The organism is Pseudomonas marginalis, from assembly GCF_001645105.1.
Taxonomy (GTDB): Bacteria; Pseudomonadota; Gammaproteobacteria; order Pseudomonadales; family Pseudomonadaceae; genus Aquipseudomonas; species Aquipseudomonas petroselini.
The window spans coordinates 14,148-30,798 of record NZ_LKEG01000053.1 but is presented as its reverse complement, the minus strand read 5'-3'; the positions used below and the strand labels follow the sequence as shown (position 1 = coordinate 30,798).

Below are 16,651 nucleotides of genomic sequence, written 5' to 3'. Positions count from 1 at the left end.
TTGCGCAATGCACTAAACGGCGGCCTCTGGCCGCCGTTTTGCTATAAGATAACGGCCGTTTTATGAGTCTTGGCCCAGGCCAATGCTTTGTGTGGGAGGGGGCTTGCCCCCGATGGCAGTGGCCCAGTCAACAGATGCAGTGACTGACACTCAGCCATCGAGGGCAAGCCCCCTCCCACACTGAATCTACGCCCCTTACGTCCTGCGCCCATCACATGCTTCCGGAGTTTTCCATGACGGCCCATGCCGACCTTTCGCCGACCCTTCAACTCGCTATCGACCTGATCCGTCGCCCCTCAGTGACGCCGATCGACGCCGATTGCCAGAAGCTGATGATGCAGCGCCTGGGCGACGCCGGTTTTGCGCTCGAGCCGATGCGCATCGAAGACGTGGACAACTTCTGGGCCACCCATGGCAAGCATGAAGGTCCGGTGCTGTGCTTCGCCGGCCACACCGACGTGGTGCCGACCGGCCCGGTGCAAGCCTGGCAGAACGACCCGTTCGACGCGTTGATCGACGAAAACGGCATGCTCTGCGGGCGTGGCGCGGCGGACATGAAAGGCAGCCTGGCGGCGATGCTGGTGGCGGCCGAGCGCTTTGTCAGCGACTACCCGGACCACAAGGGCTCGGTCGCCTTCCTGATCACCAGCGATGAAGAAGGCCCGGCGCACCACGGCACCAAAGCCGTGATCGAACGCCTGGCCGCACGCAAGGAGCGTCTGGACTGGTGCATCGTCGGCGAGCCGTCAAGCACCACCCTGGTGGGCGATGTGGTCAAGAACGGCCGTCGTGGTTCCCTCGGCGCGACCCTGACCGTACGCGGTGTACAGGGCCACGTGGCGTACCCGCACCTGGCGAAGAACCCGATCCACTTGGCTGCACCGGCCCTGGCGGAACTGGCTGCCGAGCATTGGGATGACGGCAATAGCTTCTTCCCGCCCACCAGTTTCCAGATCTCCAACCTCAATTCCGGCACCGGCGCGACCAACGTGATCCCCGGCGACCTGACAGCGGTGTTCAACTTCCGCTTTTCCACCGAATCCACCGTTGAAGGCTTGCAACAACGGGTGGCCGAGATTCTCGACAAACATGGCCTGGATTGGCACGTGGAGTGGGCGTTGTCGGGCCTGCCCTTCCTCACCGAACCGGGCGCGTTGCTGGATGCGGTCTCGGCGAGCATCAAGGCGATCACCGGGCGTGAGACCCAGGCGTCCACCAGCGGCGGTACCTCCGATGGACGTTTCATCGCGACCCTCGGCACCCAGGTGGTCGAGCTGGGCCCGGTCAACGCAACGATCCATCAGGTCAATGAGCGCATCCTGGCCAGCGATCTCGATGTGCTGACCGAAATCTACTACCAGACCCTGATCAAGTTGCTCGCCTGATGCTGGCCTGCCCCATTTGCAGCGCGCCGCTCAACGCGGTGGACAATGGCGTGGCGTGCCCGGCCGGACACCGTTTCGACCGCGCGCGCCAGGGTTACCTGAACCTGTTGCCGGTACAACACAAGAACAGCCGCGACCCCGGCGATAACCTGGCCATGGTCGAGGCGCGCCGCGACTTTCTCAACGCCGGGCACTACGCCCCGGTGGCCAAGCGCCTGGCTGAACTGGCCGCCGAACGCGCGCCGCAGCGCTGGGTGGACATCGGTTGTGGCGAGGGTTACTACACCGCGCAAATCGCCGAAGCCCTGCCCCACGCCGATGGCTACGCGCTGGATATCTCCAAGGAAGCGGTCAAACGCGCTTGCAAGCGCAACCCGGCGCTGACTTGGTTGATCGCCAGCATGGCCCGTGTGCCGTTGGCCTCAGGCAGTTGCCAGTTTCTCGCCAGCGTTTTCAGCCCATTGGATTGGGAAGAGGCCAAGCGCCTGCTCAGCCCCGGCGGCGGCTTGATGAAGGTCGGCCCTACCGCCGGCCACCTGATGGAACTGCGCGAGCTTTTGTACGACGAAGTGCGCGAATACACCGACGACAAGCACCTGGCCCTGGTGCCGGACGGCATGAGCCTGGCGCACAGCGAAACACTGGAATTCGCCCTGAGCCTGGCCGAACCCCAGGACCGTGCCAACCTGCTGGCGATGACACCCCACGGCTGGCGCGCCAGTGCCGAGCGCCGCGCCGACGTGATCGAGGCGGCCGAGCCGCTGCTGGTCACGGTATCGATGCGCTACGACTATTTCGTGCTTCAATAACAGACTTTCCAGTATCCGCGAATGGATTTTCGAATCCCGCAACGAGGAACATCCATGCGCCAACCCGATATAGAGATTTACCTGAAGGACGCCGACGTCGACTACAAGGCCATCGCGGCCTGGCTCGGCGCCGCCCTGGGCCCCTGCACCGACTGGGTCCAGAAGGGCCAGACCTACAAGTGCAAGGCTGGCAACGTACCCGTTACCTGGCTGCCGAAAGCTGTAGGCAAATGGAACAGCCTGTACCTGGAAAGCGACCAGACGCCGTGGGACGACGACATCGCCTGTGCCCGCGCAGCCTTTGCCGCGCTGAACGTCGAAGTGCGTTGCGCACCGGGCACCTGGGTTGAGGAAGAAGGTGAAGAAAGCGCTGACACCTGGATTCGCATCAGTGAAGACGGTGAAGAGCAGATCACCTGGAAAACCGCATAATCCTGAAAATAGGTGGGAAGTGCTTGTGTGGTGAGCGGGCTTGCCCCGCGCTGGGCTGCGTAGCAGCCCCAACAAGAACGCCGCGTCGTGTCACGCACTCCGCGGCGTAATGTTTTAGGGCCGCTTCGCAGCCCAGCGCGGGGCAAGCCCGCTCACCACAGCAAGCCCCTCGCCACATCTGTACAGCGGTGGGCTTACAGCCCCACCACATCCTCCGCCTGCAACCCCTTCTCGCCAGTCACCACGGCGTACTCCACCTGCTGGCCCTCGGCCAGGGAACGATGGCCCTCACCGCGAATGGCGCGGTAGTGCACAAACACATCCTTGCCGTCTTCACGCTGGATAAAGCCATAGCCCTTTGCGTCATTGAACCACTTCACATTACCGGTTTCGCGCGTTGCCATCTGTTCACTCCCACCTGATTGTTATTGTTGAGTCGGTCGCGTTGAACTGCCGAGTATAAGACAGGCTCAAAAACGTTCAACTCAAGTTTACATCGCTGCTTTTTTGCCGATTTTCGGTGAATACGGCACACTACCCGCCCGAGCGCCTGCTCGGTTTTTTCCACTTGAAGCAGCACGCCTATGACCCGCTCTCCGTTCCGCCGTCTAGTGTTTGGCACCTTGCGCCGACTGTTGTACCTCTGGGTTCGCTCAGAGACGATCAACCAGTCGTCCTTAACCCTTAGCCTGGACCGCAGCCGGCCGGTGTTCTACGTCCTGCAATCGCCCTCCCTCAGCGAATTGGCCGTGGTCGATGCCGAGTGCACCAAGGCCGGCCTGCCGCGCCCGGTGCTGCCGGTATCGGTCGGCCCGTTGATGGAACCGGCGGCGTTCTTCTACCTCACGCCGGAACCGGACTGGCTCGGACGCCAGGACAAGCGCGGCGCACCACCGACCCTGACCCGCCTGGTCAATACCCTCAGCGAGCACGCCGAAGAGAATGCACAAATCATTCCGGTCAGCGTGTTCTGGGGGCAGTCGCCGGAGAGCGAGTCCAGCCCGTGGAAGCTGCTGTTTGCCGACAGCTGGGCGGTCACCGGGCGTCTACGCCGCCTGTTGAGCATCCTGATCCTGGGCCGCAAGACCCGCGTGCAATTCTCCGCGCCTATCAACCTGCGTGAATTGATCGAGCACAATAAAGGGCACGAACGCACCGTGCGCATGGCCCAGCGCATCTTGCGTGTGCACTTTCGTAACCTGAAGACCGCCGTGATCGGCCCCGACTTGTCACACCGGCGCAACCTGGTGAAGGGCCTGGTCAACATGCCGCTGGTGCGCCAGGCGATTGCCGACGAAGCCGAACGGGAAAAGATCACCCCGGAAAAAGCCAAGGCCCAGGCCCTGCGCTACGGCAACGAAATCGCCTCGGACTACACCTACACGGCGATCCGCTTCCTCGAAGTGGTGCTGAGCTGGTTCTGGAACAAGATCTACGACGGCATCAAGGTCAATAACATCGAGGGTGTGCAAAAGGTTGCCCAGGGCTACGAGGTGATCTACGTGCCCTGCCACCGCAGCCATATCGATTACCTGTTGCTCTCGTATTTGCTGTTCAAGAATGGCCTGACCCCACCGCACATCGCCGCCGGGATCAACCTGAACATGCCGGTGATCGGCAGCCTGCTGCGCCGTGGCGGTGCGTTTTTCATGCGCCGCACCTTCAAGGGCAACCCGCTGTACACCTCGGTGTTCAACGAGTACCTGCATACCTTGTTCACCAAAGGCTTCCCGGTGGAGTACTTCGTCGAAGGCGGACGCTCACGCACCGGGCGCATGCTGCAGCCGAAGACCGGGATGCTGGCGATTACACTGCGCAGTTTCCTGCGCTCTTCGCGCATGCCCATCGTGTTTGTGCCGGTGTACATCGGCTACGAGCGCGTACTCGAAGGCCGCACCTACCTGGGCGAGCTACGTGGCGCGAGCAAGAAGAAAGAGTCGATCTTCGATATTTTCAAAGTGGTTGGTGCGCTCAAGCAGCGCTTCGGCCAGGTCGCCGTCAATTTCGGCGAGCCGATCAAGCTGGCTGAATTCCTCGACGCCGAGCAACCGGACTGGCGCTCCCAGGAGCTGGGCCCGAACTACAAACCCGCCTGGCTGAATGAAACCACCAACCGCCTCGGCGAACAGGTGGCGCGCCACTTGAACGAAGCTGCGGCAGTGAACCCGGTGAACCTGGTGGCGCTGGCATTGCTGTCCACCACGCGCCTGGCCCTCGACGAACAAGCCATGGCGCGCCAGTTGGATTTGTACCTGGCGCTCCTGCGCCGCGTGCCCTACTCGCCCCACACCACCTTGCCCGAGGGCGATGGCCTGGCGCTGATCAAGCACGTCAAGGACATGGACCTGCTGTCGGAACAGAGTGATGCGCTGGGTAAGATTTTGTACCTGGACGAGCAGAATGCCGTCCTCATGACCTACTACCGTAACAACGTGCTGCACATTTTTGCGCTGCCGGCGCTGCTGGCCAGTTTCTTCCAAAGCAGCTCGCGGATGAGCCGCGATCAGATCCTGCGCTATACCCACGCGCTGTACCCGTACCTGCAATCGGAGCTGTTTATCCGCTGGTCGCTGGACGAGCTGGATACCGTGGTCGACCAATGGCTGGAGGCCTTTGTCGAGCAAGGCCTGCTGCGTTTCGAGAACAACGTGTACCTGCGCCCGGCGCCGAGCTCGCGGCACTTTGTGCTGCTGACGCTGCTGTCCAAGACTGTCGCCCAGACCCTGCAACGCTTCTACATGGCGATTTCGCTGCTGCTCAACAGCGGCCAGAACAGCATCAGCGCCGAAGAACTGGAAGACCTGTGCACGATCATGGCCCAACGCCTGTCGATCCTGCATGGCCTCAACGCCCCGGAATTCTTCGACAAGAGCCTTTTCCGACATTTCATCCAGACCTTACTGGAGCAAGATGTGCTGCGCCGCGACGAAGCCGGTAAGTTGAGCTACCACGACCTGCTCGGCGAACTGGCCGAAGGCGCGGCCAAGCGCGTGTTACCGGCGGAGATTCGCCTGTCGATCCGTCAGGTCGCCTTGCATCGCGTGGATGGGGCCGCCGAAGCCTCGGTCGAACCGCAACCGCCAAAACCTGAAGAAAGCCGCTAGATTTAAGCAGGCGCCGGATGGAATCCGGCGCCGTTGAAAAGGAGCTGCACCTTGAAAAAGATCATCCTCCTGGGCCTTACCGCCCTGCTCGGAGCCTGCCAATCCATGACGCCCGCGCCCAAGGCCAGCCTCGACGGCGAAGTCTTCTACCTGCAACGTATCGCCCTGCCGCCGGCCGCGACCTTGAGCGTCAGCCTGCAAGACGTGTCCCTGGCGGATGCACCCGCCGTGACCCTCGCCGAGCAGAAAGGCCCGGTCAAAGGCCAAGTGCCGCTGCCCTTCCACCTGAGCTACGACCCCGCGCAAGTCAAACCCGGCCACAGTTATTCGGTGAGCGCTCGCATCGAACTGGATGGCAAGCTACTGTTTATCACCACCGAACGGTACTCCGTGCAGCTCAATGGCCAGGACCCACACCCCCTGCGCCTGCGCGTCGACGCTGTAGCCCACTGAGTCGTCTCTAGAACATAAGCCCTATCAAAAGGAAGCGCCCATGCTCCGTAACTCCCTTCGCTTTACTGCCCTGTGTGCTGGTTTGTTGCTCGGTGCCAACGCCATGGCCCTGGACTTGAGCAGCCTGTCCCAGGGTGACGCCAGCGGCGGCCTCAAGGACGCCCTGACCCAAGGCGCGCAGATCGCCGTGAAGCAACTAGGCGTACCCGGCGGTTTCAGCAACAACCCGGAAGTGAAGATCGGCCTGCCTGGCAAGCTGGGCAAAGTGGCCGACAAACTGAAAATGTTCGGCATGGGTGACCAGGTCACTCAGCTCGAAACCAGCATGAACAAGGCCGCCGAAACCGCCGTGACCCAGGCCCAGCCGATCCTGGTCAACGCCGTCAAGAACATGAGTGTGACTGACGCCAAGGGCATCCTCAGCGGCGGCCAGGATTCCGCCACCCAGTACCTGAACAAAAGCAGTCGCGAGGCCATCCGCGCCAAGTTCCTGCCGATCGTCAAGGCCGCTACCGACAAGGTCGGCGTGGCTCAGCAGTACAATGCCCTGGCCGGTAAAGCCGCAGCCTTTGGTGCGGTGGATGCCAAGAGCGCCAACGTCGAAAACTACGTGACCGAGCAGGCGCTGGACGGGTTGTTCAAGATGATTGCGAAGCAGGAAGAAACCATCCGTGAGAACCCAGCGGCTGCCGCGACCAGCCTGGCGAAGAAAGTCTTCGGCGCCCTGTAAGCTCGCGCTCTGAGCCCGGACAGGTGGGGGAGGCTCACCTGCCCGGATTCAAGCAGTTCTGGCGTAATTAGAAGAACTTCCCTATACCAAGACCACCGAAGGCGATCATGCCCAAGGGCATGACACCGAAGCCTATTGCCGCGCCGCTCTTGGGCTTGCAAGGGTCTTCAGGCTTATTGCAGGAAGGGGGTTTGGAGCAAGGGGGTTTAGGCTTGGCAGGCGCACAGGAGTTGCTGCCGCAGCCGGACTTCCAAGCATTAAAATTAATACCTATTTTCATAAATACTCCTTGAATCATCAGATTTATGCTTCCGCCGACAAGGATAAAACCCTGGCGGCAAAAGACCTGGCAATCAGGTAATTCATGAGTGGCCCCTCGCCGAATAAACGTTCCTGGCTCCGTAATACCTTTGTGAATATCCCTACGACAAGGTTTTACACGACCTGCGGTTTGACCCGGAACCATGCCGCGTACAACGCCGGCAAAAACAACAGCGTCAACGCCGTGGCCACAATCAACCCGCCCATGATCGCCACGGCCATTGGCCCGAAAAACACGCTGCGCGACAACGGAATCATCGCCAGCACGGCCGCCAGGGCTGTCAGCACAATCGGGCGGAAACGTCGGACGGTGGCTTCAATAATCGCCTGCCAGGGTGCCAGTCCCGCCTTGATGTCCTGTTCGATCTGGTCAACCAGGATCACCGAGTTACGCATGATCATCCCCGACAGTGCGATGGTTCCCAGCATGGCCACGAAGCCGAAAGGTTGACGGAATACCAGCAGGAACAATGTCACACCGATCAGCCCCAGCGGTGCAGTCAGAAACACCATGGCGGTGCGCGAGAAACTGCGCAGTTGCAGCATCAGCAGGGTCAGCACCACCACAATGAACAAGGGCACACCGGCCTTGACCGAATTCTGGCCACGGGCAGAGTCCTCGACCGTACCGCCGACATCCAGCAAGTAGCCATCCGGTAGCTCGGCGCGTACGCCTTCGAGGGTCGGCAGGATCTGTTGGACTAACGTCGCCGGTTGTTCCTTGCCATAGATATCCGCGCGAACCGTCACGGTGGGCAAGCGGTTGCGGTGCCAGATGACGCCCTCTTCGAAGCCGTATTCGAGGGTGGCGATCTGCGACAGCGCTACGCTTTTACCATTGTCGGTAGGCACGGCCAGGCTTGGCAGCAGCGACAGTTCAGTGCGCTCGTGCACGGTGCCGCGCAAGAGGATTTCGATCAACTCGTTGTCCTCGCGGTATTGGCTGACGGTGGAACCGGTCAACGAACTCTGCAGGAATTTCGACAGGTTGGCGGTGCTCACACCGAGGGCACGGGCGCGGTCCTGGTCGATGTTGAGGTAGACGATCTTGCTCGGTTCTTCCCAGTCCAGGTGCACGTTGACCACATGGGTATTTTCGCGAACCTTGGCCGCAACCTTACGTGCGAGGGCGCGGACCTCTTCGATATGTTCGCCGGTCACGCGAAACTGCACTGGATAGCCTACAGGTGGGCCGTTTTCCAGACGTGTGACGCGTGAACGCAGGTCAGGGAATTGTTCGTTGAGCGTTTCGATCAACCAGGTGCGCAGGGTTTCGCGCTCCTCGATGGTTTTGGCCAATACCACAAACTGGGCGAAGCTGGTGGCCGGCAGCTGTTGATCCAGCGGCAGGTAGAAACGCGGCGAGCCTGTGCCGACGTAGGCCACGTAGTTATCGATACCGGCGTGATCCTTGAGCAAGGCTTCCAGGCGCTTGACCTGGTCGGCGGTATTGCTCAGGGAGGCGCCCTCGGCCAGCTTCAGGTCGACCATCAACTCCAGGCGGCCGGAAGCCGGGAAGAACTGCTGTGGCACAAAACGAAACAGCGCGACCGAGCCGATAAACAGCAGCAGCGTCAGGACGATTACGGTTTTGCGTCGCCGTACGCACCACTCCACCCAGCGTCTTACACGTTGATAGAACGGTGTTCCGTAGGGATCAGGGCCATCAGTGCCGTGCTTGGCCGCATGAATTTTCGCCAGGTCCGGCAGGAGTTTTTCCCCCAGATAAGGCACAAACACCACGGCGGCGACCCACGAGGCCAACAACGCGATGGTTACTACCTGGAAGATCGAACGCGTGTATTCACCGGTGCTCGATTGCGCAGTGGCAATCGGCAGGAATCCGGCGGCGGTGATCAATGTACCGGTGAGCATCGGGAACGCCGTGCTGGTCCAGGCGAAACTCGCGGCTTTGAGTCGGTCGTAACCCTGCTCCATTTTGATCGCCATCATTTCCACTGCAATGATGGCATCGTCCACCAGCAGGCCTAACGCCAACACCAGGGCGCCGAGGGAAATCTTGTGCAGGCCGATCCCGAGGTAATACATGGTGGCAAAGGTCATCGCCAGCACCAGAGGAATCGCCAGGGCTACCACCATGCCGGTGCGCACGCCGAGGGAGAAGAAACTCACCAGCAACACAATGGCCAGCGCTTCGGCCAGTACCTGCACAAATTCACCGACGCTGGTTTTCACTGCCGCCGGCTGATCCGAGACCTTGCGCAGCTCCATGCCCGCAGGAAGGTTCTTCTGCAAGCGTGCGAATTCGACTTCCAAGGCTTTGCCCAAGACCAGGATATCGCCGCCGTCACGCATGGCGACGGCCAGGCCGATGGCGTCTTCGCCCATGTAGCGCATGCGCGGGGCCGGTGGGTCGTTGAAGCCACGGTGGATGTCGGCCACATCGCCGATACGGAAGGTGCGGTCACCCACGCGAATCGGAAAGCTGCGGATCTCTTCAACGGTCTTGAAATTGCCCGATACCCGAAGTTGCACACGCTCGCTCGGGGTTTCAAAGAAACCCGCCGTCGAGACCGCATTCTGTTCCTGCAAAGCCTGCTGCACCGCCGCCAGGGGTAAACCGAGGGTGGCGAGCTTGAGGTTGGACAGTTCGATCCAGATCTTCTCATCCTGCAGGCCGAGCAACTCGACCTTGCCCACATCCGGCACCCGCTGCAGTTGAATCTGGATACGGTCGGCGTAGTCCTTGAGCACGGCGTAATCAAAGCCATCGCCGGTCAGCGCGTAGATGTTGCCGAAGGTGGTGCCGAATTCATCATTGAAAAACGGCCCCTGGATGTCCGGCGGCAACGTCTGGCGGATGTCGCTGATCTTCTTGCGCACCTGGTACCACAGCTCGGGGATCTGCGCCGAATGCAGGGAATCGCGCGCTATAAAGGTCACCTGGGATTCACCGGGGCGCGAGAAAGAGACGATGCGCTCGTACTCACCGGTCTCCATCAGTTTCTTTTCAATACGCTCGGTGACTTGCCGCGAGACTTCCTGGGCTGTAGCGCCGGGCCAATTGGTCTTGATCACCATGGCCTTGAAGGTGAACGGCGGGTCTTCGCTTTGCCCCAACTTGGAGTAGGACAAAGTACCGACCACTGCCAGCAGAATCATCAGGAACAGTACGATCTGGCGATTACGCAACGCCCATTCGGAAAGATTGAAACCCATCGGGGACTACTCCTTGGCCGCCAGATTCACCACACGGTTGGCGCGATCCACCGGGCGCACTTGCTGGCCTTCGTGGAGCACATGCACACCGGCGGCAATGACCCAATCGGTCGGGCTCAAGCCTTCCAGTACCGGGACGGTTTTTTCACCAAAGGCGCCAATACGGACCGGCACGCGTTTGAGGGTGTTGTCGGGCTGTACGCGCCAGACGTAGGACGCACCGTTCTCCGCACTGAGGGCAGAGAGCGGCACCGACAACGGAATAATGCCGTCAGCCTGTATGAATACGCGGGCGCTCTGGCCCAGTTCCGCCGGCACCTTGCCGCCGGTGAACGCCACGCGGGCCGCGAATGTGCGCGACTTCGGATCGGCCGCCGGTGACAGCTCGCGAATACGCCCGCTGAAGCGCTGGTCGGGCTGGCTCCACAGCTCGACCGACACCGGCTGGCCGATCTTGAAGCGACCAAAACCTTGCTCGGGCAGGCTGATCAGCACTTCGCGCTCGCCATCGGTGGCCAGGGTGAACACCGTCTGGCCGGCAGACACCACCTGGCCGACTTCGACCGCGCGCTTGGCTACCACACCGTCCTGGGGTGCGCGCAGCACGGCGTAGCCAGCCTGGTTGCTGGCCACGTCAAACTCGGCCTTGATCTGCTTGAGGCGTGCTTCACCGGATCTATAGAGGTTTTCAGAATTGTCGTACTGGGAACGGCTGACCATCTGACGGTCCATCAGGGTCTTGTAGCGATCGCGCTCGGCACGCACCAGGCTCAGGTTGGCCTCGGCGGCGGCGACTTGGGCACGGGTCGCTTCGAGTTGCAGGCGCACGTCCTGAGGGTCGAGCTCCGCCAGCGCCTGGTTGGCCTTGACCCGTTCGCCCTCCTCCACCAGCCGCTTACTGACTTTGCCGCCAATGCGAAACGCCAGGTCCGGCTCATAGCGTGCGCGCACTTCGCCGGGGTAGCTGTCCATCGACTGCGCAGAAGGCTGTGGCTGCACCACCATGGCCGGTCGGATGGTGGTCTGGGTCGCTTCTTCATGGCCACAGGCGGCCAATAGGAGGACCAGACTGGCAGGCAACGCAAAGGGCAGGAAAATGCTGCGCATGCTGTAGGACCTTTTCGCTAATGGAGCTAGGAATAATTATACTGGCGGGTATGTTATTAATACCAAACTCACCAGTCCAGTATTAAAGGTGAAAATGTCCGACAATCCTGTAAACACCAATAGCCCCGGGCGTCCCAAGGACATGGCAAAACGCCAGTCAATCCTTGAAGCCGCGAAAATCCTGTTTTTGAGCAATGGCTACGCCAGTACCAGCATGGATGCCGTGGCACTGGAAGCGGGCGTGTCGAAACTGACCGTCTACAGCCATTTCAACGATAAAGAGACGTTATTCACCGCCGCCGTAGTGGCCAAGTGCGAAGAACAACTGCCGGTGATGTACTTCGAGCTGCCCGTGGGTGTGCCCGTAGAGACTGTGTTGCTGAACATCGCGCGAGGGTTCCATCGCCTGATCAACAGCGAAGAGTCGGTCAACCTGCATCGCCTGATGATGACCACCGGCAATCAAGACGTGAAACTCTCACAGATCTTCTTCGAGGCCGGCCCCATGCGCATGTTGCAAGGCATGGAGCGCTTGCTGAGCAAGATCGACCAGAGCGGCGCGCTGAGCATCGACAAACCGTTTACCGCAGCCGAGCACTTCTTCTGCCTGCTCAAAGGCACGGCGAACTTTTGCTTGCTGTATGGCTGCGGCGGGCAACTGAGCGAAGAAGCCGCCGAAGAACATGTACAGGAGGTGGTGGGGTTGTTTATGCGGGCGTACAGGCCTTAAAGCCTCGTTGCATGGACGGGCCTCATCGCTGGCAAGCCAGCCCCCACACTTAGATCGTGGGGTTACAGTTAGATAGCGGCAGGCTGTCTGGCCGCCGGCGGGAGCAAGCTCCCTCGCCACAGGTCCAGTGCCGTACCCAGAGAGGTCAAGGCTTGAGCGCTTTCTTCGGGTAGATGTCATACCGACTGGACTTGCCATCCAGCGCATGACTTGGCTTGGGCCCGTCAATGCACGGCGCTTTGCGCGGGCGCTTGACCACCACACGGTGGCTGGCCAGGGCCAACGCGGCAGCCAACAGCGCCGGGGCGTCCGGATCATCCCCCACCAACGGCCGGAACAGGCGCATCTCCTTCTTCACCAGCGCAGTTTTCTCACGGTGCGGGAACATCGGGTCAAGGTAGATCACCTGGGGCGGCTCACCTTCCCAATTGCGCATCACGTCGATGGAGTTGCCCTTGAGCAACTGCATGCGCGCCACGATCGGCGCCACCTCAAAATCATCCGCGCCACGCGCCAACCCATCTTCAAGCAACGCGCCGATCAGCGGCTGGCGCTCGATCAAACTCATCTCGCAGCCCAGGCTGGCCAGCACGAACGCGTCCTTGCCCAGGCCGGCCGTGGCGTCCAGCACCCGTGGACGCACGCCTTGGGCAATGCCCACGGCCTTGGCGATCATCTGCCCGCTGCCACCACCGTACAGGCGCCGATGCGCCGCTCCGCCTTCGACAAAGTCCACCCGCACCGGCCCAGGCGCGTCAGGCCCAAGCTGTTGCAACTGCAGGCCATGTTCGCCGACCTGCAGGGAAAAGTCCGCATCCGCCAGCTGCAACGGCAGCCCCAACAGTGACGCCCACTGCTCGGCACGGGCCTTGAAACCGTCGCCCAAGGCCTCGACCTGGATGCGGCTGGCCGCTGGTTGTTCGCTCATCAATCGCTACGCTCAAAAATATTAAGGATCGGCAACTACCGGCCGATAAAAACAACAGTCAGGTATTTTGCCAGAGCTGAGCGTCGACCGAGAAAAATGTCAGACATTCTTCCCCTAACCATCGGTGTACTGCCGACCCACAACCACTACGGCCTGCGCAATACCCAAGCGCTGGCCGGGGTGAGCCATGTGTGGCAGGACTTCTTCGCCCGGGCATTGGCCGAGCAGCTTGGCGATACGCCGGACGCGCTCGCGGTGCAGGCGTCTGCGCCGGCAGACCCCGCGGTAGAACCGAGTGCTGGCGCCGACCTGTTGTCGCAGATCCTCACGCAGCGTGGGTGTGACGTGAAAGACACCGAAATCGCGCCGCCGGAGCCGCTGTTCCTGCCGATCGCCGAGTTCGAGACCGACTTGCTGCCCCCCGCCGCCACACCGTTCCCGGAAGAAGAAATCGTCGCCCAGCAACGCCAGCAGAACTTCGAAAGCGGTTGGGTCCGCCCAATCGTACTAACCGCTGGCCAAGCGCTGCCGGAGCCAGGCCCGGCACCGGAGCCACGCCCACTGCAACTGCCCATCGCCGAATTCGAGTTGGACCTGCTGCCACCGGCCGCCACGCCGTACCCGACCGAAGAACTGGTCGCGCAACAGAAAGCCCTGGACTTCGATTACTACTGGGCACGCCCGCTGGTCACCCACAACCTGCGCCTGGCCGCCTGACACTCAGCGACACACCCACCAACGCCCCATATCCAGATGGAAATGGTTGCGGTGCGCGGCGTTGTAGTCCGGGCTCAGCACCACATTGAAATCATCACAGGCGCTATCGCGTACCTGGCGCAAGAACCGCGCATTATCGCCCTCCCCCGGCCAATCCTTGAGCACGCTGATACTGCGCCCATCCGCCAGACGAAAGCCGGCAATGTCCAGCGCATTGGCCGACGCATGCTGGCTCAGTCGCCCCTCGGCACGGTTATACATATTGCGGCAGGCAAAGCTGCCCAGGTGATCGACCCGTGTCACCGCCTGACCGAATACCGCCTGGGCCGCCGGTTGCAGGCTGTGCCGCTCGAACAGGGCGAAGGCCACCGCCAGTGGGCAACTGGCGAGGAAGCTGCTGCTCAGCCCGACCGCTGCGCCCTGGACGCGCAAGCTATTACGCAAGGGGCAAGCGGCATCGGCGGGCGAGTCCGCCTGATGGCTGACGCGCAGGCCCGAGGTTTCCAGCACTTGATCGCACAGCGCCGGGTCATCCTGCAGGCGCCCCAGCTTGTAACGGGTCAGCAGGTTGGGGCTGGCACGTACGTCCAGCGGTGCCCAGGGGTTCCAATCGGCCGGTATTGGCACCCAGCCACGCCAGACGCCCACGGCAACGGCGCCCGCCAGGATCAGCAGCAAGCCCATCACGTTGAAAAAACGCACGGCTTAGTCCTTGAAGAACTGGTTGGCCTGGCTGAACGGCATCTTGCGCTCGGTAAAGGTGAATGTGCCCAGCTCATACACTTCCTGGGCTGCACGATAGAACTCACCGTAGGCCGCCAACGCCAGGGCCGAGCCGACGCTGATCCGTCGCACGCCCATCTCGCTGAGCTGCGCAACGCTCAGGCTCAAGCCGCCGGACATCAACACATTCACCGGCTTGGGCGCCACCGCCTTGACCACCGCCAGCACTTCCTCGGCACTGCGCAAGGCCGGCGCATACAGCACGTCGGCACCGGCCTCGGCGTAGGCCTGCAGGCGGCGGATGGTGTCGGGCAGATCCAGGCGGCCGTGCAGGAGGTTTTCCGCACGGGCCGTCAGGGTGAAGGGGAATGGCAGGCTACGGGCGGCGGCAACGGCCGCTTCCACACGTTCTACGGAAAGGTCAAAGGGATAGATCGGGTCGACGGCGACGCCCGTGGCATCTTCGATGGAGCCACCGACGATCCCCGTGGCGGCGGCACGCAGGATGGTCTGGGCGCAACCTTCGGGGGTGTCGCTGAAGCCGTTTTCGAGGTCAGCCGCCACCGGCAGCGCCGTGGCCTTAGCGATCATGCAGGCATTGATCAACGTGTCTTCCAGGGACAGCGCCCCTTCCGCATCCGGGCGCGCCAAGCTGAACGCGTAGCCCGCACTGGTGGTGGCCAGCGCTTCAAAACCCAGGCTGGCCAGCATCACGGCGGAGCCTGCATCCCACGGGTTAGGCATTACGAAGGCGCGGTCACGCTCATGCAAGGCCTTGAAGGTTTCGGCGCGAAGGGTTTGCGCATCCATGTCTGGCTCCTGGCGGGAAAAGGAGCCCTAGAGTAACCCCAGTTGCTCCACTTCGGGGGTACGATCCAACGTGGGCAGTGGCGGCAGCCCAGGTAGGCGCGCCATCAACTGGTCGTGGAAACGCAGGGCCAACTGCGCGGCGAGACGGTTATCCGAGGTGTGCAGGAACACATAGGGCGTACGGCCTTCTTCGATCCAGCCGGCGACTTTTTCCACCCACGGGACCAAAAACGGATCGTTGGCTTCGAGTTCGGGATGGCCGATAAAACGCACTTGGGGGAACTGCGTCAGCGCCGCTGGCCGTGGTGGCACCTTGGGCTTTTTCGATTGGGCGTGCAGCACGGCGGCTGAAGTCGACGTGCAACTGAAGAGTGCACGAGGGTCCAGGCAGATGCGCTCCACGCCCCGGTCACGCAACAAGCGGTTGAGCATGCGCTCGGCATCGCCCTTAGCGAAGAATTCCTGATGGCGTACTTCTACGGCCATTGGCCGCTCCAGGCCATCAATGAAACCGGCCAATTCCCCCAGACGCTGCGGTGTGAACGTCGCGGGCAGCTGCAACCACAGCGGCGATACCCGCTCACCCAACGGACTCATCAAGCCCACAAAGCTTTCCGCTGCCGGGAGCTGCTCAATCAGGTTGCCGCTGTGGCTGATATCACCGGGAAACTTGGCCGTGAAGCGAAAATCCTCGGGCATGATCTCGGCCCAGCGTTGCACGGTGGCGGCCGACGGGCGAGCATAAAACGTGGTGTTGCCTTCAACGGCGTTGAAAACCTGGGAGTAGAGCGCAAGGTAGTCGCTGGAACGGGCATCGGCGGGGTACAGGTACTCGCGCCAAGCGTTTTCACTCCAGGACGGGCAACCGAGGTAGTAAGGCAGACGCATCAGATGTGGATGTCGAGGCCCAGCACTTCCATATCCCATTCGACAAAGCCGGCGGTGGTCAGGTAGCTGGCCAGGGCGGTGGCGACACTTCTGCTCATTGAGCGGGGGAAGACCATGTCTTGCTGACGGGCGGGAAGACCGCTGATACGTGATTGAGCGTTGGACTGCGCATCGGGCTGGACTTCGATGAAGTCCGGTGAATCTTCGACGGACTCGTCTACCGTGACGTTGGCCTTACGCGGCTTACGCTTGATGGGGTAGGACTGTGAGGAAAAGCCGTCTATACGCATCGATGCGAACTCGGTATCGGTGATGGCATTTTAGTGGCGCAATC

The 16,651-nt window shown here is 61.5% G+C and carries 17 protein-coding genes; 8 read left to right on the top strand and 9 right to left on the bottom strand.

Going from position 1 to position 16,651, the window contains the following annotated elements; all coding sequences use genetic code 11:
• The first annotated feature begins 233 nt into the window (after positions 1-233).
• The 3 genes from dapE to AO064_RS25005 are packed head-to-tail and all read left to right on the top strand — an operon-like array spanning position 234 to position 2,626.
• Positions 234-1,385, top strand: a complete 1,152-nt coding sequence (gene dapE / locus AO064_RS25015) for a succinyl-diaminopimelate desuccinylase (protein WP_046036633.1) — start codon at positions 234-236, stop codon at positions 1,383-1,385.
• Complete coding sequence (locus AO064_RS25010) at positions 1,385-2,194, top strand: putative RNA methyltransferase (RefSeq protein WP_064054955.1); 810 nt, start codon at positions 1,385-1,387, stop codon at positions 2,192-2,194. The genes dapE and AO064_RS25010 overlap by 1 nt, the downstream gene beginning before the upstream one ends.
• A 54-nt stretch (positions 2,195-2,248) precedes the next feature.
• Complete coding sequence (locus AO064_RS25005) at positions 2,249-2,626, top strand: hypothetical protein (RefSeq protein ID WP_012722582.1); 378 nt, start codon at positions 2,249-2,251, stop codon at positions 2,624-2,626.
• 194 nt (positions 2,627-2,820) lie between these two features.
• Here AO064_RS25005 and AO064_RS25000 read toward each other — a convergent pair whose 3' ends face one another.
• Complete coding sequence (locus AO064_RS25000; protein WP_003219353.1) at positions 2,821-3,030, bottom strand: cold-shock protein; 210 nt, start codon at positions 3,028-3,030, stop codon at positions 2,821-2,823.
• 180 nt (positions 3,031-3,210) lie between these two features.
• On the opposite strand from AO064_RS25000, the gene plsB reads away from it, so the two are divergent.
• Genes plsB through AO064_RS24985 form a run of 3 tightly spaced genes read left to right on the top strand, consistent with a single transcriptional unit; the run spans position 3,211 to position 6,913 of the window.
• Positions 3,211-5,730 carry a glycerol-3-phosphate 1-O-acyltransferase PlsB gene (gene plsB / locus AO064_RS24995; RefSeq protein ID WP_064054954.1) on the top strand — a complete coding sequence of 840 codons (2,520 nt, stop codon included), beginning with the start codon at positions 3,211-3,213 and terminating at the stop codon, positions 5,728-5,730.
• A gap of 51 nt (positions 5,731-5,781) precedes the next feature.
• The gene (locus AO064_RS24990) at positions 5,782-6,183 is read left to right on the top strand and encodes a YbaY family lipoprotein (RefSeq protein WP_043204895.1); all 402 of its coding nucleotides are present in this window, start codon (positions 5,782-5,784) and stop codon (positions 6,181-6,183) included.
• Positions 6,184-6,223: 40 nt separating this feature from the next.
• Complete coding sequence (locus AO064_RS24985; RefSeq protein WP_012722579.1) at positions 6,224-6,913, top strand: DUF4197 domain-containing protein; 690 nt, start codon at positions 6,224-6,226, stop codon at positions 6,911-6,913.
• 67 nt (positions 6,914-6,980) lie between these two features.
• Here AO064_RS24985 and AO064_RS30810 read toward each other — a convergent pair whose 3' ends face one another.
• The 3 genes from AO064_RS30810 to AO064_RS24975 all read right to left on the bottom strand — a co-directional run bounded on the left by AO064_RS30810 (position 6,981) and on the right by AO064_RS24975 (position 11,521).
• On the bottom strand, positions 6,981-7,193 hold the full coding sequence (locus tag AO064_RS30810) for a hypothetical protein (protein ID WP_147469658.1): 213 nt from the start codon (positions 7,191-7,193) through the stop codon (positions 6,981-6,983).
• A gap of 155 nt (positions 7,194-7,348) precedes the next feature.
• Positions 7,349-10,414, bottom strand: a complete 3,066-nt coding sequence (locus AO064_RS24980) for an efflux RND transporter permease subunit (RefSeq protein WP_012722577.1) — start codon at positions 10,412-10,414, stop codon at positions 7,349-7,351.
• A gap of 6 nt (positions 10,415-10,420) precedes the next feature.
• Complete coding sequence (locus AO064_RS24975) at positions 10,421-11,521, bottom strand: efflux RND transporter periplasmic adaptor subunit (protein ID WP_012722576.1); 1,101 nt, start codon at positions 11,519-11,521, stop codon at positions 10,421-10,423.
• Between the two features lie 94 nt (positions 11,522-11,615).
• Between AO064_RS24975 and AO064_RS24970 the strand changes: the two genes are divergently transcribed.
• On the top strand, positions 11,616-12,251 hold the full coding sequence (locus tag AO064_RS24970) for a TetR/AcrR family transcriptional regulator (RefSeq protein WP_064054953.1): 636 nt from the start codon (positions 11,616-11,618) through the stop codon (positions 12,249-12,251).
• Positions 12,252-12,396: 145 nt separating this feature from the next.
• Here the strand turns inward: AO064_RS24970 and AO064_RS24965 are convergent, their stop codons facing one another.
• Positions 12,397-13,179, bottom strand: a complete 783-nt coding sequence (locus AO064_RS24965) for a class I SAM-dependent methyltransferase (protein ID WP_012722574.1) — start codon at positions 13,177-13,179, stop codon at positions 12,397-12,399.
• A gap of 96 nt (positions 13,180-13,275) precedes the next feature.
• Here AO064_RS24965 and AO064_RS24960 point away from each other — a divergent pair, with 96 nt between their 5' ends.
• On the top strand, positions 13,276-13,896 hold the full coding sequence (locus AO064_RS24960) for a hypothetical protein (protein ID WP_064054952.1): 621 nt from the start codon (positions 13,276-13,278) through the stop codon (positions 13,894-13,896).
• Positions 13,897-13,899: 3 nt separating this feature from the next.
• On the opposite strand, the gene AO064_RS24955 is transcribed toward AO064_RS24960, so the two are convergent.
• The 4 genes from AO064_RS24955 to AO064_RS24940 are packed head-to-tail and all read right to left on the bottom strand — an operon-like array spanning position 13,900 to position 16,607.
• Positions 13,900-14,598, bottom strand: coding sequence for an extensin-like domain-containing protein (locus AO064_RS24955; RefSeq protein WP_064054951.1), 699 nt, complete (start codon positions 14,596-14,598; stop codon positions 13,900-13,902).
• A gap of 3 nt (positions 14,599-14,601) precedes the next feature.
• A complete protein-coding gene (locus tag AO064_RS24950) occupies positions 14,602-15,429 on the bottom strand; it encodes an isocitrate lyase/PEP mutase family protein (protein WP_064054950.1) in 828 nt (275 codons plus the stop codon).
• Between the two features lie 27 nt (positions 15,430-15,456).
• On the bottom strand, positions 15,457-16,317 hold the full coding sequence (locus AO064_RS24945) for a DUF72 domain-containing protein (RefSeq protein ID WP_012722570.1): 861 nt from the start codon (positions 16,315-16,317) through the stop codon (positions 15,457-15,459).
• Positions 16,317-16,607 carry a hypothetical protein gene (locus AO064_RS24940; protein ID WP_012722569.1) on the bottom strand — a complete coding sequence of 97 codons (291 nt, stop codon included), beginning with the start codon at positions 16,605-16,607 and terminating at the stop codon, positions 16,317-16,319. Before AO064_RS24940 ends, AO064_RS24945 begins: the two co-directional genes overlap by 1 nt.
• Between the last annotated feature and the right edge of the window lie 44 nt (positions 16,608-16,651).